Origin of the sequence: Kitasatospora sp. NPDC097691, from assembly GCF_040302665.1 — a bacterium.
Lineage (GTDB): Bacteria > Actinomycetota > Actinomycetes > Streptomycetales > Streptomycetaceae > Kitasatospora.
The window spans coordinates 1-20,600 of record NZ_JBEORY010000077.1; the positions used below are offsets into that span (position 1 = coordinate 1).

Consider the following 20,600-nt stretch of genomic DNA (forward strand, 5'->3'; position numbering starts at 1 on the left):
CCCTGGCCGGGCTCGGCGTTGCCCTTGGTCTTCACGGCCACCGAGACGTCCTTGTAGCCGCCGAGGTCGGACTCGTTGGAGTCGATGATCTCGGTCTTCCAGCCGATCCGCTCCGCGAAGCGCAGGTACATCCGGAGCAGGTCGCCGGCGAACAGGGCGGACTCCTCGCCGCCCTCACCCGCCTTGATCTCCAGGATGACGTCCTTGTCGTCGCTCGGGTCGCGCGGCACCAGCAGCAGCCGCAGTTCCTCGGTGAGCTCGTCGCGGCGCGCCTCGGATTCCTTCACCTCGGAGATGAACTCCGGGTCCTCCGCGGCGAGTTCGCGCGCGGCCTCGATGTCCTCGCCGGTCTGTCGCCACTGCCGGTAGACCCGGGTGATCGGGGTCAGCTCGGCGTACCGCTTGGCCAGCTTGCGCGCGTTGGCCTGGTCGGCGTGGACGGACGGATCGGCCAGCCTCTTTTCGAGGTCGGCGTGCTCGACGAGGAGCTCTTCGACTGCCTCGAACATGGGGTGGCCTTCTTCCCGGGGGCTCGGATCGGGTTGGGGAGGGGGAAACGCGCGGGGGGACGCGAACGGCGCCGGCCCCTGGCGCCCCCGACTAACGAGTACGGGGGCACCGGGAACCGGCGCCGAGGGAGCGCTAGGCCTTCGCGCTGTGCTGCTTGCCGAAGCGGGCCTCGAAGCGGGCCACGCGGCCACCGGTGTCGAGGATCTTCTGCTTGCCGGTGTAGAACGGGTGGCACTGCGAGCAGACCTCGGCGCGGATCTCGCCACTGGTCTCGGTCGAGCGGGTGACGAACTCGGCGCCGCAGGTGCAGGTCACACGGGTGACCACGTACTCGGGGTGAACGTTGGGCTTCAAGGGGTTCTCCTAGGTTTCGGGAGGGCACCGGGTCGGCGACTGGAACGCCGCACGTGAACCGGGACCGACGGACCAGTCTGCCAGGACGGGCCGCATCTTCCCAAACCGGGTCGCGTTCCGGGATATTCCGGGCCCGCTCAGTGCGTGGCGCCGGCCTTCGCGGTCGCCCTCCCCGCGGTCCGCGCGGGGGCCGACGGGGCGGCCGTGGGGGCCGTGGGGGCCGCCTGGGCGGGGTTCTCCGGCTGCGCGGAGACGACCGCTTGCGGGAGCTCCCGGTCGGCCTTGAGCGCCGCCCAGAGCTGGTCGGCCTGCGGCTGTTGCTCGACCACCCGGTTCGGGTCGCCGGGGGCGGTCTGCACCGGCAGGGTCACCATGCCGAGCTGGTCCGGGCCGATCCCCTTGAGCTCCTGGAAGAGCCCCACCAGGGCGTTCACCGAGCCCAGTGCGGAGTCGGTGGTGATGCTCCTGGTCATGGTGTCGCCGATCGACCACAGCTTGACCGGGTCGGTGAACAGCCCGGCCCCGCCGGCCTGTCGCAGCAGTGACTTCACCATCTGCTTCTGCAGCTCGATCCGACCGAGGTCGCTGCCGTCGCCGACGCCGTGCCGGGTGCGGACGAAGGCCAGCGCCTGCCGGCCGTCCAGGTGGTGCTGCCCGGGCGGCAGGTCGAGCCCGCTGTCCTTGTCGTGGATGGCCACCGTGGTGGTCACGGTGGCCCCGCCTATCGCGTCCACGACCCGGGCGAAGCCGGCGAAGTCGATCTGCAGGTAGTGGTCCATCCGCAGGCCGGTGAGCTGCTCGGTGGTCTTGACCGCGCAGGCCGCGCCGCCGCTCTCGAAGGCGCTGTTGTACATCGCGCGCTTGGCGCCGGGCACGGCCCTGCCGTTCGCGTCGGTGCAGTCGGGGCGGGCCACCAGGGTGTCGCGCGGTATCGAGACGATCTGCGCGCGCGAGTGGTCCTGGTCGACGTGCACCACCATCGCGGTGTCCGAGCGGGCGGTGTCGCCGGTGTCCCCACCGGCCAGGTCGCCGTTCTCGCCGCTGCGCGAGTCGGAGCCCAGCACCAGGACGTTGAAGGACCCGTCGGTGGCGGCCGGCGGCCTGGCGTCGCCGAGGCGCCCGTCGATGTCGACGCTCTTGATGTTGCCGTTGAGCTTCACGTACGCGTAGACGGCCGCACCGGTGCCGAGGACGACGAGTGCGACGAACGCGCAGGCAGCCGTCCGCAGGACCTTGCGGCGGCGACTCGGGACCCTCTTGTGCTCGGCCATACGGTCCAGAATAAATCGGACAACATGATCCAAAGGCCCCCAATTGTCCCGACTCTGGAACAACCCGGGCGCGAACGCGCGGAACCCCGGACCGCTCGCGCGATCCGGGGTTCCGTGCTTCGACAGCCGTCCGGCTACGGTCAGTCGCCGGAGCCGGGGGTGGTCTTGGCGATCTGCATCAGGAACTCGGCGTTGCTCTTGGTCTGCTTCATCTTGTCCAGGAGCAGCTCGATCGCCTGCTGCGAGTCGAGCGCGTGCAGCACCCGGCGCAGCTTCCAGACGATGGCCAACTCCTCGTTGCCGAGCAGGATCTCCTCCTTGCGGGTGCTGGAGGCGTCCACGTCGACGGCCGGGAAGATGCGCTTGTCCGAGAGCTTCCGGTCGAGCTTGAGCTCCATGTTGCCGGTGCCCTTGAACTCCTCGAAGATCACCTCGTCCATGCGCGAGCCGGTCTCGACCAGCGCGGTGGCCAGGATGGTCAGCGAGCCGCCGTTCTCGATGTTGCGCGCGGCACCGAAGAACTTCTTCGGCGGGTAGAGCGCGGTCGAGTCGACACCACCGGACAGGATGCGGCCGGAGGCCGGCGCCGCCAGGTTGTAGGCGCGGCCCAGGCGGGTGATCGAGTCCAGCAGGATGACCACGTCGTGGCCCAGCTCCACCAGGCGCTTGGCGCGCTCGATGGCCAGCTCGGCGACGGTGGTGTGGTCCTCCGCCGGGCGGTCGAAGGTCGAGGAGATGACCTCGCCCTTCACCGACCGCTGCATGTCGGTGACCTCTTCCGGACGCTCGTCGACCAGGACGACCATCAGGTGGCACTCGGGGTTGTTGTGGGTGATCGCGTTGGCGACCGCCTGCAGCACCATCGTCTTGCCGGTCTTCGGCGGCGCGACGATCAGACCGCGCTGGCCCTTGCCGATCGGCGACACGAGGTCGATGATCCGGGTGGTCAGCACGCCCGGGTCGGTCTCCAGGCGCAGCCGCTCCTGCGGGTAGAGCGGGGTGAGCTTGTTGAACTCGGGGCGGCCGCGGCCGCTCTCCGGGTCCATGCCGTTGACGGAGTCCAGGCGCACCATGGCGTTGAACTTCTCGCGGCGCTCGCCGTCGCGCGGCTGGCGCACGGCGCCGGTGATGGCGTCACCCTTGCGCAGGCCGTTCTTGCGGACCTGGGCGAGCGAGACGTAGACGTCGTTCTGGCCCGGCAGGTAGCCGGAGGTGCGCACGAACGCGTAGTTGTCGAGGATGTCGAGGATGCCCGCGACCGGGATCAGGACGTCGTCCTCGCCGATCTGCGGCTCGACGGGGCCGGCCTCGAAACCGTCGCGGCCGCGACGGCCCCGGCGGTCGCGGTAACGGCCACGACGGCCGCGACGGCCCTCGCCGAACTCGTCGTCCTCGTAACCGCCCTGCTGGACCTGCGGCTGCTGGGCCTGCTGGCTCTGGCGGACCTGCTGGTCGCCCTGGCCGGTGCCCGGCTGCTGGCCCTGCTGGCCCTGGCGGTCGGCGCGCTCGCGGCGGTTGCGACGGTCGCGACGCGACTCGCGCGTGTCGCCGTCCTGGGCCTCGCCGCCCTCCTGGCGCTCGGTCCGCTCGGTGCGCTCGCCGGCTTCGCGGCGGTCACCACGGCGCTCACGGCGGTCACGGCGGCTCTCGCGGCTGTCCTCGCGGCCCTCGAAGCCGCGGGTCTCGGCCGGGCGGGCCTCGGCCTGCTTCGGCTCGGCGACCGCGACGGTGGCGGCCTCGGCGGCCGCCTCGGCGACCGGGGCGACGGGCGCGCCGGCGGCCGAGGTGGCCCGGCGGCGGGTGCGCTCGGCGCGGGCCGGCGCGGCGGTCTCGGCGGCGGCCTGGACCGGGATCTCGATCTGGGCCTGCGGCTCGTCGGCGGCCGGGGCCTCGGCGGCGGCCTTGGCGGCGGCGGCCTTGGTGCGGCGGGCCGGCTTCTCGGCCGGGGCCTCGGCGTCCGCCTTGGCGGCGGTGCGCTTGGCGGCCGGGGCGCCACCGGCGGCGAGCAGCGGGTCCCCGCCGCTCTTCTCCTTGATGGTCTCGATCAGCTGGCTCTTGCGCATGCGTCCGGTACCGGTGATGCCAAGGTCCGCGGCGAGCTTCTGCAGCTCGGCCAGGACCATGCCGTCCAGGCCCGCGGCGGCACTGCGGCGGCGCCGCGCCGGGGCAGCGGGGGCGGCAGCTGCGTCCGACGCGTCGGCGTCCGGGCGCGCGCCCATCAGATCGGTGGAGTCGCTCACTAAGGGTCCTTCCCTGGAGCGGACGTCGGCCTGTCTGGCTCGGCGACCGGTTGTGCTGTCCTGACCAACGCTCGACTGCGTCGGTCCGAGGCGGTGATCCCTCGAATGGCGGGAGCCTGTCGAGGGAGAGCTGCGAGGTGCGGTGCTTGAAGCACGGTGGTGCTGAGTGGCGCGGTGGGCCGGTCGTGTGTCGACCTCCCCTGAGGGCGTAACCCCCACGCTCCCTGCGAATCCCGGGCCCCCGTCGCGTGACGGTGACCCGCGCTCCGCCCGTCCTGGCCTCTAGGTGGGAGGCCGCGGGTGGGAGTCAGGTGCCGTCACGGCTTCGGGATGCGGCCGCGTGTCGCGCAGGCAGGCTGCGTACGCGCTGCGGTGGGCTCCCGGAGAATCGTCGCCCCGTGCATCGCCGGGACTCCACGGCAGTGGAGTGCTGGGATCGGGACGCGGCGCACCGAGCCCCGGAGGGCACCTGGTGCAGCAATGAGGTTAACACTACCGACCCCCTCAGACATTCCCCAGCCTTGCGCTTGCCAATCGTGTCCGGCCCGGCCCGCTCGGCGCGGGCCGGTGCCGGGCCCGTACGGGCTGCTCAGACGTCCAGCGGGAGCACGACGGCCCCGGCGCGGTCGACGTCCAGCCGGTGCGCGGCGAACGCCGGGTCCCCGCCGTGGCCGTGGTGCCCGGCGAAGGAGAGCACCTTGTCGGCGCCCGCCTCGTCGGTGAGCGCCAGGACGGTCGGGCCGGCCCCGGAGATGACCGCGGGGACGCCCTCCGCGCGCAGTGCGCCGACCAGGGCGGCACTGTCCGGCATGGCGGAGGCGCGGTAGTCCTGGTGCAGCCGGTCCTCGGTGGCGGCGAAGAGCAGCTCGGGGCGCCTGGTCAGCGCCTCCACCAGCAGCGCGGAGCGGCCGGCGTTGACCGCGGCGTCAGCCAGCGGGACGGTCCTCGGCAGCAGGCCGCGGGCGGTCTCGGTGAGCACCTCGCCGGCCGGGACGAACACCACCGGGACGACCTGCTCGGCGGGCTCCAGGGCGACCGCCTTGGCGCACTCGTCGTCGGTCCAGGCGATGGTGAAGTTGCCGCGCAGGCAGGCCGCGACGTTGTCCGGGTGGCCCTCCAGCTCGGAGGCGAGGGCCAGCAGCGCGTCGTCGTCCAGCGCGGACGGACCCCCGATGGTGACCGCGCGGGCGGCCACGATCCCGGCGCAGATGGCGGCGGAGGAGGAGCCGAGGCCCCGGCCGTGCGGTATCCGGTTGGCACAGACCACTTCGAGGCCGCGCGGCTGGCCGCCGAGCCGGTCGAACGCGGCGCGCATCGAGCGGACCAGCAGGTGGCGCTCGTCGCGCGGCAGCGTCTCGGCGCCCTCACCGGCGATGTCGACGGACAGGCCGGAGTCGGCGACCCGGACGACCACGTCGTCGTACAGACCCAGTGCGAGTCCGAAGGCGTCGAAGCCCGGGCCGAGGTTGGCGCTGGTCGCGGGAACCCGGACCCGGACGGCGGCGGCACGGAACGCAGGACCGGCCATGCGGTGGACTCTCCTGGGGAAATCGGGCGGCGCGGAGCGCGTCGTCGGTGCGAGGGTGGGGGAACGGGCCGCAGGCCCCTTCGGGGCGGGTGGCCTCAGTCGTCGGCGCGGCCCGGACGGTGCCGGGCCCGGGGCATGTGCCACACGGCCGAACCCAGAGTATCGAAGAGAGGTTCCCGAGCGGTACACCCCGTGGACCTTCGATCTGGTGTGTTGCCGGTTCTGGCCGGAATACGCACCCTTCTCCGTCAAAGGGAGGGGCGAAATCGCTTCGGAATGCGAAGCGGAATTGACACAAAAGTGTCAGCGGAGAACTTTGACGGGCCGACCCCCGAAAGGGTCGGCCCGTCGAAGCGTCAGACCCCGCTACCGGTCGAGCAGGCCGAGGCTCCGGGCCGCGGTCTCCGGGTCGACCGGGACGATCTGCGGCTGCGGCGCGCCGGCCACTGCCCAGTCGGGGTCCTTGAGGCCGTTGCCGGTCACGGTGCAGACGATCCGCTGACCCGGGTCGACCAGGCCGGCCTCCGCCTTGGCCAGCAGGCCGGCCACCGAGGCGGCCGAGGCGGGCTCCACGAAGACGCCCTCCTGCGAGGCCAACAGCCGGTAGGCGGAGAGGATCTGACGATCCGTCACCTTGTCGATGAGACCGCCGGACTCGTCCCGCGCGGCGAGCGCGAAGTCCCAGGAGGCCGGGTTGCCGATCCGGATCGCGGTGGCGATGGTCTGCGGCTTGAGCACCGGCGCACCGTCCACGATCGGGGCCGAGCCGGCGGCCTGGAAGCCCCACATCCGCGGAGTGCGCGAGGCAAGGCCGTCCGCGGAGTATTCGCGGTAGCCCTTCCAGTACGCGGTGATGTTGCCCGCGTTGCCGACCGGCAGGACGTGGATGTCCGGGGCGTCGCCGAGCATGTCGACGATCTCGAAGGCCGCGGTCTTCTGACCCTCGATCCGCACCGGGTTCACCGAGTTGACCAGGGCGACCGGGTACTTCTCGGACAGTTCACGCGCAAGGGTGAGGCAGTCGTCGAAGTTCCCGTCGACCTGCAGGATCCTGGCGCCGTGCACCAGCGCCTGGCCCATCTTGCCGAGGGCGATCTTGCCCTGCGGGACGAGCACGGCGGAGACCATCCCGGCCCGCACCGCGTACGCGGCGGCGGAGGCCGAGGTGTTGCCGGTGGACGCGCAGATGACGGCCTGGGCGCCCTCCTCCTTGGCCTTGGAGATGGCCATCGTCATCCCGCGGTCCTTGAAGGAACCGGTCGGGTTGGCGCCCTCGACCTTGAGGTAGACCTCGCAACCGGTGCGCTCGGAGAGCACCTGGGCGGGGACCAGGGGCGTGCCGCCCTCCAGCAGGGTGACCACCGGGGTGGCCGCGGTGACCGGCAGGCGGTCCCGGTACTCCTCGATCAGGCCGCGCCACTGGTGGGTGTGCGCGCCTCGGACGACGTTCTCGGCAACGGCGTTCATGGCAGTTCCTTATTCCCCTTCGACCCGCATGATGCTGGCCACGTCCCGCACGCTGTCCAGCGCGCGGAGCTTGTCGACCGTCGCCGACAGCGCGGCGTCGGTGGCACGGTGGGTGACCACGACGAGCGAGGCGTCGCCGTCGCGGCCCTGCTGGCGCACGGTGTCGATGGAGACGCCGTGCTCGGCGAAGACGGACGCCACCTGGGCGAGCACACCCGCACGGTCGTCCACGTCCAGGCTGACGTGGTAGCGGGTGACGACCTCGTCCATCGGCTTGGCGGGCAGCTGCGTGTACAGGGAGTCACCGGGGCCGGTGGCGCCGGCCAGCTTGTTGCGGCAGACCGCGACCAGGTCGCCCAGCACCGCGGAGGCGGTCGGCGAGCCGCCCGCGCCCGGGCCGTAGAACATCAGCCGGCCGGCCGCCTCGGCCTCGACGAACACCGCGTTGTACGCCTCGCGGACGGAGGCCAGCGGGTGCGAGAGCGGGATCATCGCCGGGTGGACGCGCGCGGTGACGGACTGGCCGTCGGCCGCCCGCTCGCAGATCGCGAGCAGCTTGACCACGCAGCCCATCTCCTTGGCCGAGGCGATGTCGGCCGCGGTCACCTCGGTGATGCCCTCGCGGTAGACGTCCGCGGCGGTGACCTTGGTGTGGAAGGCGATGCCGGCCAGGATCGCGGCCTTGGCGGCGGCGTCGAAGCCCTCGACGTCGGCCGTCGGGTCCGCCTCGGCGTAGCCCAGCGCGGTGGCCTCCTCCAGCGCCTCCGAGTAGCCGGCGCCGGTGGTGTCCATCTTGTCGAGGATGAAGTTGGTGGTGCCGTTGACGATGCCCAGCACCCGGTTGACCTTGTCGCCCGCGAGGGACTCGCGCAGCGGACGCAGCAGCGGGATCGCGCCCGCCACCGCCGCCTCGTAGTACAGGTCCACCCCGGCCGCGGCGGCCGCGGCGTGCAGCTCGGTGCCGTCCTGGGCGAGCAGCGCCTTGTTGGCGCTGACCACCGAGGCGCCCTGCTTGAAGGCCGACAGGAGCAGGGATTTGGACGGCTCGATGCCGCCCACGACCTCGACCACCACGTCGATGTCGCCCCGGCCGACCAGGGCCTCGGCGTCGGTGGTGATCAGGTGCTCGGGCACGCCCGGGCGCACCCGCCCGGCCCGGCGGACCGCGATCCCGGCCAGCTCCACCGGGGCACCGATGCGAGCGGCGAGGTCGTCGGCCGTCGTCGTCATGATGCGCGCCACCTCGGAGCCCACCACACCACAACCCAGCAACGCCACCTTCAGCGGGCGCGTACGCATCATCCGACTCCGCTCTGCATTCATCGTGCTTCGGTATTTCCGGCGGTTTTCCTGCGCCGCCGGGAACTTCGGTCCGTACCAGTCTCCGGGACTTTCCGTACGGATCTACGGTCGTTCCATGATCTGAGACAAGGATTTCGTCATCCGATATCCAGACGCAGGAGATCCTCCTCCGTCTCGCGCCGGACGATCACCCGCGCCGCACCGTCCTTGACGGCCACCACGGGAGGCTTGAGGGCGTGGTTGTAGTTGCTCGCCATCGAGCGGCAGTAGGCGCCGGTGGCGGGCACCGCGACCAGGTCGCCCGCGGCCAGGTCGGCCGGCAGGAAGGCGTCACGGACGACGATGTCGCCGGACTCGCAGTGCTTGCCGACCACCCTGACCAGCATCGGCTCGGCGTCGCTGGTGCGCGACACCAGGGCCACCGAGTACTCGGCGTCGTACAGCGCGGTGCGGATGTTGTCGGACATCCCGCCGTCCACGCTGACGTACGTGCGCAGGCCCGCCAGTTCCTTGACGGTGCCGACCTCGTACAGCGTGAACGCCGTCGGGCCGACGATCGCCCGGCCCGGCTCCACGGACAGCCGCGGGGCGTTCAGGTCCGCGGCGGCGCACTCGCGGCGGACGATGTCGGCCAGCGCGGCGGCGATCTCGGCCGGCTCGCGCGGGTCGTCCTCGCTGGTGTACGCGATGCCGAGGCCGCCGCCGAGGTCGATCTCGGGCAGCTCGACACCGTGCTCGTCGCGGATCTGCGCCAGCAGGCCGACCACCCGGCGGGCGGCCACCTCGAAACCGGCCGTGTCGAAGATCTGCGAGCCGATGTGCGAGTGGATGCCGCGCAGCTCCAGGCTGTCGTGGCCGAGCACCCGGCGCACCGCCTCGGCGGCCGCTCCCCCGGTCAGCGACAGACCGAACTTCTGGTCCTCGTGCGCGGTGGCGATGAACTCGTGGGTGTGCGCCTCGACGCCGACGGTGATCCGGATCAGCACCTGCTGGCGCACGCCCTGGCGGGCGGCGATCGCGGCGAGCCGCTCGATCTCCTCGTACGAGTCGACCACGATGTGGCCGACACCGGTCTTCACCGCGTGTTCGAGCTCGTCCACCGACTTGTTGTTGCCGTGCAGCGCGATCCGCGCCGGCGGCATCCCGGCGGCCAGCGCCACCGCCAACTCGCCCGTGCTGCACACGTCGAGGTTGAGGCCCTCCTCGTGCAGCCAGCGCACGACGGCCTTGGAGAGGAACGCCTTGCCGGCGTAATAGACGTCCGCGTCGGCGCCGAAGGCGTCCCGCCAGGCGCGCGCCCGGGAGCGGAAGTCCTCCTCGTCCAGCACGTACGCCGGGGTGCCGAACTCGGCCGCCAACTGCCTGACGTCGATCCCGCCGACGGTGGCCACGCCCCCGGCGTCGCGGGTGACGGTGCGCGACCAGACCTTGGGGTCGAGCGCGTTGAGGTCGGCGGGCGGGGCCTGGTAGTGACCCTCGGGCAGCACGTCGCCGTGGCGGGGGCCTGCGGGGTGTGCGGAGCGACTCATGTCTCTGGGCTTCCTTGACCTATGGCGAGGGGCGGCGACGGTCCCCGTTGACCGTCAGCCGCCCCCGCTCTGCGCTTGGGGGTGGTGCCTACATCCGCTCGGGCGCCGTCACGCCCAGGAGCGTGAGGCCGTTGGCCATGACCGTGCGCGTGGCCTCGACCAGCCAGAGCCGGGCCCGGTGCGTGTCGTTGAGCTCCTCGTCGCCCTTGGGCAGGAACATGCAGTTCTCGTACAGGCGGTGGTACTTGCCCGCGAGGTCCTCCAGGTAGCGCGCGACCCGGTGCGGCTCGCGCAGCTCGCCGGCCGTGGCGAGGATGCGCGGGAACTCGCCGAGGGCGCCGAGGATGTCGCTCTCCCACTCGGTGGCGAGCAGCTCGGGTTTGAACCGCTCGGCCGTGCCCTTGTCCACGCCCAGCTCGGCGGCCTTGCGCGCCACGCCGCACATCCGGGTGTGGGCGTACTGGACGTAGTAGACCGGGTTCTCGTTGGTCTGGCTGGTGAGGACGTTGATGTCCAGCGTGATCGTCGAGTCCGTGGAGGAGCGCGCCAGGGTGTAGCGGGCGGCGTCCACGCCGATCCACTCGACCACGTCGTCGATCGTGATGATGTTGCCCGCACGCTTGGACATGCGGACCTCTTCGCCGTCGCGAAGCATCTTCACGAACTGGCCGATCCTCACCTCGATGTTGTGGTTCATGTCGTCGCCCGCGCAGGCCGAGATGGCCTTGAGGCGGTTGACGTAACCGTGGTGGTCGGCGCCCAGCATGTAGAGCGCGACCTCGGCGCCGCGGTCCCGCTTGGAGAGGTAGTACGCGGCGTCGGCGGCGAAGTAGGTCTTGTCGCCGTCGGCCTTGATCAGGACGCGGTCCTTGTCGTCGCCGAAGTCGGTGGTGCGCAGGAAGATCGCGCCGTCCGCCTCGAAGACGTGGCCCTGCTCGCGCAGCCGGTCGATGGCCTTCTCGACGGCGCCGGAGTCGTGCAGCGTCCTCTCGGAGAACCACACGTCGAAGTGGGTGCCGAACTCGTCCATCGAGCGCTTGATCTCGCCCACCATGAGCTTGAGGCCCTCGGTGCGGAAGACCTCCAACTGCTCGGCCTCGGACAGGTCGAGCACGCCCGGGATCGCGTCGGTCAGCGCCTTGGCGATGTCGACGATGTACTCGCCGACGTACCCGCCCTCGGGCACCTCGCGGCCGTTCGCGGCGGCCTGCAGCGAGGCGGCGAACTTGGTGATCTGCACACCGGCGTCGTTGAGGTAGTACTCGGTGGTGACGTCGGCACCGGAGGCCCGCAGCACGCGCGCCATCGAGTCGCCGACGGCGGCCCAGCGGACGCCGCCGATGTGGATCGGCCCGGTCGGGTTGGCGGAGACGAACTCCAGGTTGATCTTGAGGCCCTTGAGCGCCTCGTTGCGGCCGTAGGCCTCGCCCGCCTCGACGATGGCGCGCGCCAGCGCACCGGCGGTGGCGGTGTCCAGGGTGATGTTCAGGAAGCCCGGACCGGCGATGTCGACCTTGGCGACGCCGGTGACCCCGCGCAGGCGCTCGGCCAGGACCTCGGCAACGGCTCGCGGCGGCTTGCCGGCCGCCTTGGCGAGCTGGAGGGCCACGTTGGTCGCGTAGTCGCCGTGGTCCCTGTTCTTGGGCCGCTCGACCGTCACGTGCTCGGGCACGGCGACGGCCAGCTCGCCCGCCTCGACGGCGGTGCTCACTGCGGCCTGGATTGCCTGGGAAAGGTCTGCGGGGGTCACGACGCCAAGCGTAGGCGAGACGGGGTACCCGCCCGCCACTCGGTTTACCGGTTGAGACGTCCGGAGGCGTCGATGCGCCGTCCGCCCCGGGGTCTCAGCCGCGATCGGTCCGCTCTGTTCGCTCAGGGCGAAATTCGCGGGACCGTCCGCCGAACCGCCCGTCGGGCCGGGCGTCGAGCTCGCCGTCGTCCGCGCCGAGCAGCATCAGGCGGCGGACCATGGCCACCAGGTCGGCCGGGTCGAAGGGCTTTCCGAGGTAGCCGTCCACGCCGACCGTCTCCCCCCGGTCAAGGTCCGCCGGGGTGCAGGCGCTCACGATCGCGATCGGCAGTCGACTGGTGTCCGGTGTCGCGCGCAGTCGGGCCGCCGTCCGCAGGCCGTCCAGCCGCGGCATCATCACGTCGAGCGTCACCACGTCCGGCTTCACCCGGCGGACGACCTCCAGGCACTCGGCGCCGTCGGCGGCGGTCACCACCTCGAAGCCCTCAAGCTCCAGGTTGACCCTGATCAGCTGGCGGATCACCTCGCTGTCGTCCACCACGAGGACCCGCCCGGACACTCCCGACACCTCACCGAGGGTATCCGCGGCCCCGCCGCCCCGTCCGGCCTTTGGGCACTTCCGATCCCCCGGCCGCTCCCCCGGCCGCCCGCCCGACGCCCGCCCCGACGCCCCGACGATCTTCCGGAAAACCCGTGCACGGACCACGGCCCGGGCCTGGTAGTGTTCTCCACGTCGGAAGCGAGAGCCGCCGACAGGCCAGTAGGCCCCCGTAGCTCAGGGGATAGAGCACCGCCCTCCGGAGGCGGGTGCGTAGGTTCGAATCCTACCGGGGGCACTTCGCAGGAAGTGCAACAGAGGCCCAGATCAGTGGAGTTGATCCACGGATCTGGGCCTTCGTCATGTTCGGGCCCCGCCGCGCCGGCCCGCCCGGGTGGTGCGGCCGGGCCGGTCAGGACGCGGCGGACTCGACCTGGGTGTAGAGCGTCGCGATGGTGTGGTCGAAGTAGGCGCTGTAGGAGACGTCGTCGGTGTCGCCGCCCTGCTGGTAGCCGCCGATGGCGCCGACCACGTCGCCCGTGGCGGTGTTGATCCAGGGGCCGCCGCTGGTGCCCGACGGGTAGGACGGGCAGTCGATGACCCGCTGGTAGGCGCTCTTGCGGTCGGTGGCGTTGGTACAGAGCTCGGGCGTCTCGGAGTCGGCGGGGTAGCCGTAGAGGCGGACGGTCGAGCCGAAGGGCTCGTCGGTGCCCAGGCGGTTGCCGCCGACCACGTCCTCGACCTTGCGGCCGTTGCTCGGGGCGGTCTCCAGGATCGCGAAGTCCTCGTCCACGTCGCCCTTCTGGGACCAGCCGGTGGTGGTGTGGATCGCGGTGACCCGCCAGGTGCCGTACGGGGCGGAGCCGTCGCGGTAGCCGGGGGCGAAGGTGACGCCGTCGGTGCTGTCGAGGCAGTGCGCGGCGGTCAGCAGCAGGTTCCCGGTGGCGCTGTGCAGCACGCTGGCGGTGCAGAAGTGGTTGCCGGCCTCCACCGAGCCGCTGAACAGCGCGCCGACGGTGGCGGTTTCGCGGATGTCGGCGGAGGCGGCGGCGGTCCTGCCGAGGACGGCGCCGCGGGTCTCGGGGGTGGCGGCCGCCGTGGCCGTCGGGGTGTCGCCGGGGGTGGGGGTGGGGGTGGCCGCGGGCGGGTCGGTCGGGGTCGGCGCGTCGGTCGGGGTCGGGGTGTCGGTCGGCGTGGGGGCCACGACCGGGGCGGGTGCCGCCTCCGCGGTGGCGGTCGGGGTGGGCGCGACGGCGGCGCGGGTGCTGCGGGCGGCCTTCCCGGCGGCCGTGGCGTCGGACAGGTCGAGGCCGTGCGTCCCGGTGACCACGGCGGCCACCACGACCGCGGACAGCGCGGTGAACAGGGAGGGGGCCAGCAGGCCGCGGCGGCGTGACCTCGGGCGGCGGTGCTGACCCATGCCTGACTCTCCTGCCGGATTCGGTGGCGGTGTTCGGTCAACGACTATGACGCCTCAGGCTGGAAAGGTTGTTATCGGGGCCTTGGAGGTCGATGAGAAATCCGTCACTCGGACGCCACCCGCCACCGCCCCCGCGTCATCCGCCGTTCAGTGCCGCGTCGAGCCCGGCCGCACCGATGAAGGCGGTGTGCGTCCCGGCGGAGGTGCAGGCGAAGGCCCCGGCCGCCGAGCCGGCCCGGGCGCAGTCCAGCGGCGGGCGGCCCCGGAACCAGCCGTACAGGAAGCCGGTGACGAAGGCGTCCCCGGCGCCGTTGGTGTCCACCACCGGGCGGCCCGGGTCGACGGCCGGCAGGTGGCGGAGCACGCCGTCCTCCCGGGTGAGCAGGTGGCAGCCCTCGGCCCCGGCGGTGGCGACGACCACCCGCGCGCGGCCCTCGGCGAGGATCGCGCGCATCACCTGCTCGTGCCGGCCGCGGCAGCCCGCCACCGACAGGAAGACCAGGTCGGAGCCGAGCGCGTAGTCGCGGTGGTGCGGGTCGGCGCCGTCCCAGTCGTGCAGGTCGGTGGAGGTGGTGCGGCCGAGCCGGTGCAGGTCGCCGTACATGTCCCGGTTGACGCCGGTGATGGAGAGGTGGACGTGCCGGCTGCGCTCGGCGTACGGGAGGTAGAAGTCGCGCGGCAGTCGCAGGCCGGCCGGGTGGCGGCCGTCGAAGAAGGAGAACCGGCGGCCGGCGGCGTCGACCAGGTTGACCCCGCGCGGGGTGCCGTGCGGGCTCACCAGGTGCGCGAAGCGCAGGCCGTGGCGCTCGTAGGCGGCGCGGATCAGGGCGCCCTGCGGGTCGTCGCCGAGGAAGTCCAGGAAGGCCGTGCGCAGGCCGAGGTGGTGGGCGCCGAGGGCGACGCCGTTGCCGGTGTGGCCGACGTAGTCGTGCACCGGGCCGACGAACTGCGAGTCGCCGGGCGGGATCTCCAGCCGCTCGACCCGGACGACGGTGTCCACGCCGGCGCCGCCGACGACCAGCAGGTCGAACTCGGGCCCGGCGGATCCGGTCGGTGCGGGCTCGGGGGCCGTGGTCGCGGACGGCGCGGGCGTGGTCGCGGACGGCGTGGTCTCGGGCAGCACGGCGGCGCCTCCTTGATCCCTGGACGGTGGCCAGGAGTCAAGCAGGCGCCGGAGGTTGACTGCAAGACCTTGCTGCAACTGTCAATCGGCCGGTGGGCGCTCCGCCCCCGCTTCGGAGCGGACCTCGCCGCCCGCCCGCACATTGGCCCGGACGTCCGCCATGGCGGCCTCCCGGGGGCTCGGCCGGCCGTCCACGGCCCGCACGGCGGAGGCTGCCGTGGCCCCCGTTCCCGCGCCGGCCCCGACGGCACCGCCCTCGACGACGCCTGCCTCGACGGCACCGGCCTCGACGGCGGTGGCCTCACCGGGCGCCGGCCGGTGGTCGATCATCAGGAAGGCGACCAGTGCGGCCAGCAGCAGGATGCCCATCGCCACCCAGGTCGCGACCACGTACCCGTGCACCGCGCCCTGGGCCCGCACCGCCGGGTCGGAGGCGATGCGGGTGGCCAGGAAGCTCGCGGTGGCACTGGCCGCGATGGTGTTCAGCAGCGCCGTGCCGAAGGAACCGCCCACCTGCTGGGCCGAGTTGATGGTGGCCGAGGCCGCGCCGGCCTCGTTCGGGGCGACCCCGAGGGTGGCCAGGCTCATCGACGGCATGAACACCAGGCCCATGCCGAAGCCCAGCAGCAGCTCGGCGGGCAGCACCATGCCGGCCCACGGACTGTCCACCTTCATCTGGGTCAGCCAGGCCATGCCGGCCCCGGCGAGCAGCAAGCCCGGTGCGATCAGGTTCCGGGACGGCACCCTGGTCATCAGCCGGGCCGCGATCCCGGTCGAACTCAGCACGATGGCGGCCGTCATGGGCAGGAAGGAGAGGCCGGACACGATCGGCGAGAAGTGCTTGATGGCCTGCAGGTAGTAGGTCAGGAACAGGAACAGGCCGAACATGCCGACCATGGCCAGGCCGACCGAGAGGGCGCCGCCACCGCGGTTGCGGTCGGCGACGATGTGCGTCGGCAGCAGCGCGTGCGGAGTGCGCTTCTCGACCAGGACGAAGACCGCGAGCAGTGCCACGCCCAGGAGGAGCGATCCCAGCACCAGGGCGTCGCCCCAGCCCCGGGTCACGGCCTCGGAGGTGCCGAAGACGATCGCCAGCAGGCCGCCGCAGCCGAGCAGTGCCCCGGGCAGGTCCAGCTTGACCCGGTGCCCCTTGGCGACGTGGTCGCGCTGGAGCACGGAGAACGCGGCGAAGGCGGTGGCGATGGCGATCGGGGTGTTGACGAACAGGCACCAGCGCCAGTTCAGGTACTCGGTCAGCAGGCCGCCGAGGATGAAGCCGATCGCGGCGCCACCGCCGGCGATCGCGCCGAAGATGCCGAAGGCCGTACTGCGTTCCTTCGGGTCGGAGAAGGTGGTGGAGAGCAGCCCCAGCGCGGAGGGGGCGAGCAGGGCGCCGAACGCGCCCTGGAGGGCACGGGCGCCGAAGAGCATGGTCGGATCGGCCGCCGCGCCGCCGAGGGCGGAGGCGAGGGCGAAGCCCAGCAGGCCGATGGTGAAGACGCGCTTGCGGCCGAAGAGGTCGCCCAACCGTCCGCCGAGCAGCAGCAGGCCGCCGAAGGCCAGCGTGTAGGCGGTGATCACCCACTGCCGGTCGGCGTCGGATATGCCCAGGTCCCGCTGGGCGGACGGCAGTGCGATGTTCACGATGGTGATGTCGAGGACGATCATGAGCTGGGCGATGGCGATGACGGCCAACGCCCACCAGCGTCGGCTGTCCGCGCCCTCATGACCGGTGGCAGGTTGCACAGTCACGGTCGAGCCTTCCGGAGTGTGGCGGAGAGGTCACGCAGTCGCCTTCCAGCCAATACCCCGGTCCGACGGAAAGGCAAGGAAAAACCTCGCCAAATCGGACTTTTGGGACAAAAGAACCAGGGTCCTGGGACTTCGGGACGAGCCCTCCGGACCCCGGTCCGGTACGGCTCCCGCACCCGTGCGCGTGCGCGACCCCGCGCGCATCCCGTGCGGGAGCCGTACCGGCGGCCGACTAGAGCGCCGAGAGCTCGTCGACCAGGTCGTCCAGCCCCAGCGAGCCCTGCGAGAGCGCCGCCATGTGCCAGGCCTTGAGGTCGAACTCCTCGCCGCGCGCCTCGTGCGCCGCCTTCGCCGCCGCCCGGCCGCGCAGCCAGGCGCGCTCGCCGAGCTTGTAGCCGATCGCCTGGCCGGGCATGCCCAGGTAGCGGACCAGCTCGCTGTCCAGGAAGTCGTCGGACAGACCGCAGTACTGCCCGAAGAACTCACGGGCGTGCTCCGGGCTCACCGGCTCGCCCGGCTTGTACGGGGAGTCGGCCGGGAAGTCCAGGCCGGCGTGCATGCCGATGTCGACGATCACCCGCAGCGCCCGCATCATCTGCGCGTTGAGGTAGCCGAGGCGCTGGCCCGGGTCGGTGAGGTAGCCGAGCTCGTCCATCAGGCGCTCGGCGTACAGCGCCCAGCCCTCCAGGTTGGCACTGACCCCGCCGAGGCTCACCTGGTACGTGGAGAGCCGGTCGGCGACGTAGTTCCACTGCGCGAGCTGCAGGTGGTGACCCGGGACGCCCTCGTGGTACCAGATCGACACCAGGTCCCAGAGCGGGAAGCGCTCCCGGCCGAGCAGCGGCAGCCAGGTCCGCCCGGGGCGGTTGAAGTCCAGCGACGGCGGGGTGTAGTACGGCGCGGCGGCGCTGCCGGCCGGGGCGATCTTCGACTCGACCCGGGTGACCGGCTCGGCCAGGTCGAAGTGGGTGCCCTGGAGGTCCCGGATCGCCTGGTCCATCAGGCCCTGCAGGTGCTCCCGGATGCCCTCGGCGCCCTCGACGGCCGGGCCGTCGGTGCCCAGCCAGGTCATCGCCGCCATCGGGTCGGTGCCCGGGAGGACCTTCTCGGCCTCGACGCGCATCTGGGCCAGCAGGTCGTGGAACTCGGTCCAGGCCCAGGCGTAGGCCTCGTCCAGGTCCAGGTCGGCGCCGGCCCAGTAGCGGACCCACCGGCGGTAGCGCTCGCGGCCCACCGCGTCCGGGGTGTCGGCGGCGGCCGGGCCGTAGACGTCGCGCAGCCAGTCGCGCAGCGCGGCCAGGCCCTCGGTGGCCTCCACCGCGTACCCGAACAGCTCGGCGCGCAGGCCCTCCGGCGCGTCCTGGACGAACTGGCCGAACCAGCCCGCCCGTCGCCCGCCACCGTCCTTGTCCGAGTCGCTGCGCGACGCGCCTCCTTCGGGAGCGTCGCCCTCCAGCCACTCGCCGATCTGCCCGACCACCGTGGTCACCTGGCGCGGACCGGAGAGCAGGCCGCGCTCGATGCCCTCGGCCAGCGTCTGCCGGTACTGCTCCAGCGCGACCGGGACCTTCGCCAGCCGGCGGCCGACCACCTGCCACTCGGCCTCGGTGCCGGTCGCCATCAGGGTGAAGGACTCCCGCAGCTCGTGCAGCGGGGAGGCCAGATTGCGCACCGCGCGGAAGTTGTCGCCCGCGTCGTGGACGGCGAGTTCGGCGGTCAGCCGCTCGCGCAGCAGCCGCGCGCAGCGGCGCTCGGCCTCGTCCTCGGCGGCACCGGCCCGCTCGGCCTCGCCGAGCTGCGCCAGGGTGCGGCGGGAGAGGTCGGCGATCGCCTCGCGACCGGCCGGGGAGAGGTCGGGCAGCCGGTCGTCCTCGGGGTTGAGACCGAGGTAGACCGCGGTCAGCGGGTCGAGCTCGGCCAGGGCGCGGACGTACCCGTCCGCGATGCGGCGCGGGGTGGTGCCGTCAGCGGTGATCAGTTCTTCAACCATCCGGACATCATTTCGTGACGCGGCCCGTTTGCAACCCCTTTGCCAGCGACGGCCATCGGCCCGTATACGAGGACGACCCGCGGAAATCCGTTCGGCGGGACAGGATCCGATCCGTCCGACGCCCATTACGCTGACCGCCATGGAAGCCCGCCCCACCTCGGCATCCGACCAGGTGCCCGCCCCGGCCGTACCCAACCTGCGCCCTCGCCGCACCGGCTACCGGCGGCTGCCCGTCCAGCAGCGGCGCGAGCAGCTGATCGCGGTCGCCCTGGAGCTGTTCGCCTCCCGGCCGCCCGAGGAGGTGAGCCTGGACGACGTCGCCGAGGCCGCCGAGGCCTCCCGCCCGCTGGTCTACCGCTACTTCGCGGGCGGCAAGCAGCAGTTGTACGAGGCCGCGCTGCGCACCGCGGCCGACGAGCTGACCAGCCGCTTCGCGGTCCGGCTGGCCGGCACGCCGTCCGAACAGCTGGCGGCCGTACTGGACGGCTACTTCGCCTTCGTCGCCGAGCACGACGCGGGCTACTCGGCGCTGCTGCGCGGCGGTTCGGTGGTGGAGACGGCCCGCACCTCGGCGATCGTGGACGACGTCCGGCGGGCCGCGCTGCGGCGGACGCTGCGCCACCTCGGTGTGCGGGAGGCCGGACCGCGGCTGACGCTGCTGGTGCGCTCGTGGATCGCGGTGGTCGAGGGCGCGTCGCTGACCTGGCTGGACGAGGGGCGCACGCTGCCGGTGGCGGAGCTGCGCGACTGGCTGGTGGACCAGTTCACCGCGATGGCGGCGGCGACCGCGCTGCACGACCCGCAGACGGCGGAGGTACTCGCGGGACTGCTCGCGCTGGAGGGCCCGCAGGCGCCGCGGGCCGCGCGGCTGCGGGAGGTCCTGGACCGGCGCTGACGCTCCCGACCCCCGTGCCCGGGGTCGGGGCCGTCCGGCGCGACCGGGACCGGCCGGGTTCGGCCGGACGCCCGCGTCAGGCCTTGCCCAGCACCTGACGCTGGCGGCCGAGGCCGTCGATCTCGATCTCGACCACGTCGCCCGGGGCGAGGAACGGCGTGCCGGGGCGCCCCAGGGTGACCCCGGCCGGGGTGCCGGTGATGACCACGTCCCCGGGCTCCAGCACCATGAACCGACTCGCGTAGCGGACCAGTTCGAGCACCGGGAAGATCATTTCGGCGGTGCTGCCGTGCTGCCGCTGCTCACCGTTGACCCAGAGCCGCAGTGCCAGGCCCTGCGGGTCCGCCACCTCGTCGGCGGTGACCAGCCAGGGCCCGAGCGGGGTGAAGGTCTCCGCCGACTTGCCCTTGTCCCACTGGCCGCCGCGCTCGAACTGGAAGGCCCGCTCGGTGACATCGTTGGCGATCGTATAGCCGGCGATCACCGCGGCGGCCTCGGCGTGCGAGTCCAGGTAGCGGGCGGTACGGCCGATCACCACGGCCAGTTCGGCCTCGTAGTCGGTCTTCTCGCCGCCGCGCGGCACCAGCACCTCGTCGTACGGGCCGACCACCGTGGAACTCGGCTTGAGGAAGATCACCGGCTCGTCCGGGATCGCGGCCCCGGCCTCGGCCGCGTGGTCGCGGTAATTGAGCCCGATGCCGACCACCTTGCCCGGGCGGGCCACCGGCGCGCCCACCCGCTGCCCGGCCAGGTCCACCACCGGCAGGACGCCGGCGGCCACGTCCCGGGCCAGCGCGGCCGGGTCCAGCCCGGCCAGGAAGGCCCCGTCGAGGTCGCGGGCCCGCCCGGAGAGGTCGTACGCGGTGCCGTCCTCGCCCAGGACGACCGGGCGTTCGGCACCCGGGGGTCCGACGCGCAGGAGCTTCATCGA

At 72.5% G+C, this 20,600-nt stretch carries 16 protein-coding genes and 1 tRNA gene; 2 read left to right on the plus strand and 15 right to left on the minus strand.

All coding sequences use genetic code 11. The features are described from left to right. From ABTY56_RS34810 to ABTY56_RS34855, 10 genes are all read right to left on the minus strand, one after another. Positions 1 to 509: PCRF domain-containing protein (locus ABTY56_RS34810; protein WP_350633385.1), on the minus strand; the 509-nt coding region annotated here is incomplete at its 3' end. A gap of 133 nt (positions 510 to 642) precedes the next feature. Beyond that, positions 643 to 864: a 50S ribosomal protein L31 gene (gene rpmE / locus ABTY56_RS34815; RefSeq protein WP_153462614.1), complete on the minus strand. Its 222-nt coding sequence runs from the start codon at positions 862 to 864 to the stop codon at positions 643 to 645. Positions 865 to 1,001: 137 nt separating this feature from the next. Next, the gene (locus ABTY56_RS34820) at positions 1,002 to 2,135 is read right to left on the minus strand and encodes an LCP family protein (protein WP_350633386.1); all 1,134 of its coding nucleotides are present in this window, start codon (positions 2,133 to 2,135) and stop codon (positions 1,002 to 1,004) included. A gap of 140 nt (positions 2,136 to 2,275) precedes the next feature. Beyond that, the gene (gene rho / locus ABTY56_RS34825; protein WP_350633388.1) at positions 2,276 to 4,375 is read right to left on the minus strand and encodes a transcription termination factor Rho; all 2,100 of its coding nucleotides are present in this window, start codon (positions 4,373 to 4,375) and stop codon (positions 2,276 to 2,278) included. A 589-nt stretch (positions 4,376 to 4,964) separates the two neighbouring features. Further along, positions 4,965 to 5,903, minus strand: coding sequence for a homoserine kinase (thrB, locus tag ABTY56_RS34830; RefSeq protein WP_350633389.1), 939 nt, complete (start codon positions 5,901 to 5,903; stop codon positions 4,965 to 4,967). A gap of 366 nt (positions 5,904 to 6,269) precedes the next feature. Then, on the minus strand, positions 6,270 to 7,370 hold the full coding sequence (gene thrC / locus ABTY56_RS34835) for a threonine synthase (protein ID WP_350633390.1): 1,101 nt from the start codon (positions 7,368 to 7,370) through the stop codon (positions 6,270 to 6,272). Positions 7,371 to 7,379: 9 nt separating this feature from the next. Then, a complete protein-coding gene (locus ABTY56_RS34840) occupies positions 7,380 to 8,672 on the minus strand; it encodes a homoserine dehydrogenase (protein ID WP_350633391.1) in 1,293 nt (430 codons plus the stop codon). 137 nt (positions 8,673 to 8,809) lie between these two features. Beyond that, on the minus strand, positions 8,810 to 10,201 hold the full coding sequence (lysA, locus tag ABTY56_RS34845; protein WP_350633392.1) for a diaminopimelate decarboxylase: 1,392 nt from the start codon (positions 10,199 to 10,201) through the stop codon (positions 8,810 to 8,812). A gap of 88 nt (positions 10,202 to 10,289) precedes the next feature. Next, positions 10,290 to 11,951, minus strand: coding sequence for an arginine--tRNA ligase (gene argS, locus ABTY56_RS34850; protein ID WP_350633393.1), 1,662 nt, complete (start codon positions 11,949 to 11,951; stop codon positions 10,290 to 10,292). Between the two features lie 94 nt (positions 11,952 to 12,045). Further along, positions 12,046 to 12,510 carry a response regulator gene (locus ABTY56_RS34855; protein WP_350633419.1) on the minus strand — a complete coding sequence of 155 codons (465 nt, stop codon included), beginning with the start codon at positions 12,508 to 12,510 and terminating at the stop codon, positions 12,046 to 12,048. A 205-nt stretch (positions 12,511 to 12,715) separates the two neighbouring features. On the opposite strand from ABTY56_RS34855, the gene ABTY56_RS34860 reads away from it, so the two are divergent. Next, positions 12,716 to 12,787, plus strand: a tRNA-Arg gene (locus tag ABTY56_RS34860). Positions 12,788 to 12,901: 114 nt separating this feature from the next. Here the strand turns inward: ABTY56_RS34860 and ABTY56_RS34865 are convergent. The 4 genes from ABTY56_RS34865 to ABTY56_RS34880 form a co-directional block, all read right to left on the minus strand. After that, positions 12,902 to 13,909 (minus strand): trypsin-like serine peptidase, encoded by a 1,008-nt coding sequence (locus tag ABTY56_RS34865; protein WP_350633394.1) that lies wholly within the window; start codon positions 13,907 to 13,909, stop codon positions 12,902 to 12,904. Positions 13,910 to 14,045: 136 nt separating this feature from the next. Beyond that, positions 14,046 to 14,933, minus strand: coding sequence for a carbohydrate kinase family protein (locus ABTY56_RS34870; RefSeq protein WP_350633421.1), 888 nt, complete (start codon positions 14,931 to 14,933; stop codon positions 14,046 to 14,048). A gap of 180 nt (positions 14,934 to 15,113) precedes the next feature. Continuing rightward, complete coding sequence (locus ABTY56_RS34875; RefSeq protein WP_350633423.1) at positions 15,114 to 16,700, minus strand: MFS transporter; 1,587 nt, start codon at positions 16,698 to 16,700, stop codon at positions 15,114 to 15,116. A gap of 316 nt (positions 16,701 to 17,016) precedes the next feature. Next, complete coding sequence (locus ABTY56_RS34880) at positions 17,017 to 18,774, minus strand: DUF885 domain-containing protein (protein WP_350633395.1); 1,758 nt, start codon at positions 18,772 to 18,774, stop codon at positions 17,017 to 17,019. Between the two features lie 139 nt (positions 18,775 to 18,913). Between ABTY56_RS34880 and ABTY56_RS34885 the strand changes: the two genes are divergently transcribed. Then, positions 18,914 to 19,669, plus strand: coding sequence for a TetR/AcrR family transcriptional regulator (locus tag ABTY56_RS34885; protein WP_350633396.1), 756 nt, complete (start codon positions 18,914 to 18,916; stop codon positions 19,667 to 19,669). 76 nt (positions 19,670 to 19,745) lie between these two features. On the opposite strand, the gene ABTY56_RS34890 is transcribed toward ABTY56_RS34885, so the two are convergent. Then, entirely contained in the window at positions 19,746 to 20,597 is an 852-nt protein-coding gene (locus tag ABTY56_RS34890) for a fumarylacetoacetate hydrolase family protein (protein WP_350633397.1), read from the minus strand. Between the last annotated feature and the right edge of the window lie 3 nt (positions 20,598 to 20,600).

Bases quoted from the DNA above. Each gene is read 5' to 3' on its own strand.
- ABTY56_RS34820 (WP_350633386.1), bottom strand. From the start codon at position 2,135: ATGGCCGAGCACAAGAGGGTCCCGAGTCGCCGCCGCAAGGTCCTGCGG.
- thrB (WP_350633389.1), bottom strand. From the start codon at position 5,903: ATGGCCGGTCCTGCGTTCCGTGCCGCCGCCGTCCGGGTCCGGGTTCCC.
- thrC (WP_350633390.1), bottom strand. From the start codon at position 7,370: ATGAACGCCGTTGCCGAGAACGTCGTCCGAGGCGCGCACACCCACCAG.
- ABTY56_RS34840 (WP_350633391.1), bottom strand. From the start codon at position 8,672: ATGATGCGTACGCGCCCGCTGAAGGTGGCGTTGCTGGGTTGTGGTGTG.
- lysA (WP_350633392.1), bottom strand. From the start codon at position 10,201: ATGAGTCGCTCCGCACACCCCGCAGGCCCCCGCCACGGCGACGTGCTG.
- ABTY56_RS34865 (WP_350633394.1), bottom strand. From the start codon at position 13,909: ATGGGTCAGCACCGCCGCCCGAGGTCACGCCGCCGCGGCCTGCTGGCC.
- ABTY56_RS34875 (WP_350633423.1), bottom strand. From the start codon at position 16,700: ATGATCGTCCTCGACATCACCATCGTGAACATCGCACTGCCGTCCGCC.
- ABTY56_RS34880 (WP_350633395.1), bottom strand. From the start codon at position 18,774: ATGGTTGAAGAACTGATCACCGCTGACGGCACCACCCCGCGCCGCATC.
- ABTY56_RS34885 (WP_350633396.1), top strand. From the start codon at position 18,914: ATGGAAGCCCGCCCCACCTCGGCATCCGACCAGGTGCCCGCCCCGGCC.
- ABTY56_RS34890 (WP_350633397.1), bottom strand. From the start codon at position 20,597: ATGAAGCTCCTGCGCGTCGGACCCCCGGGTGCCGAACGCCCGGTCGTC.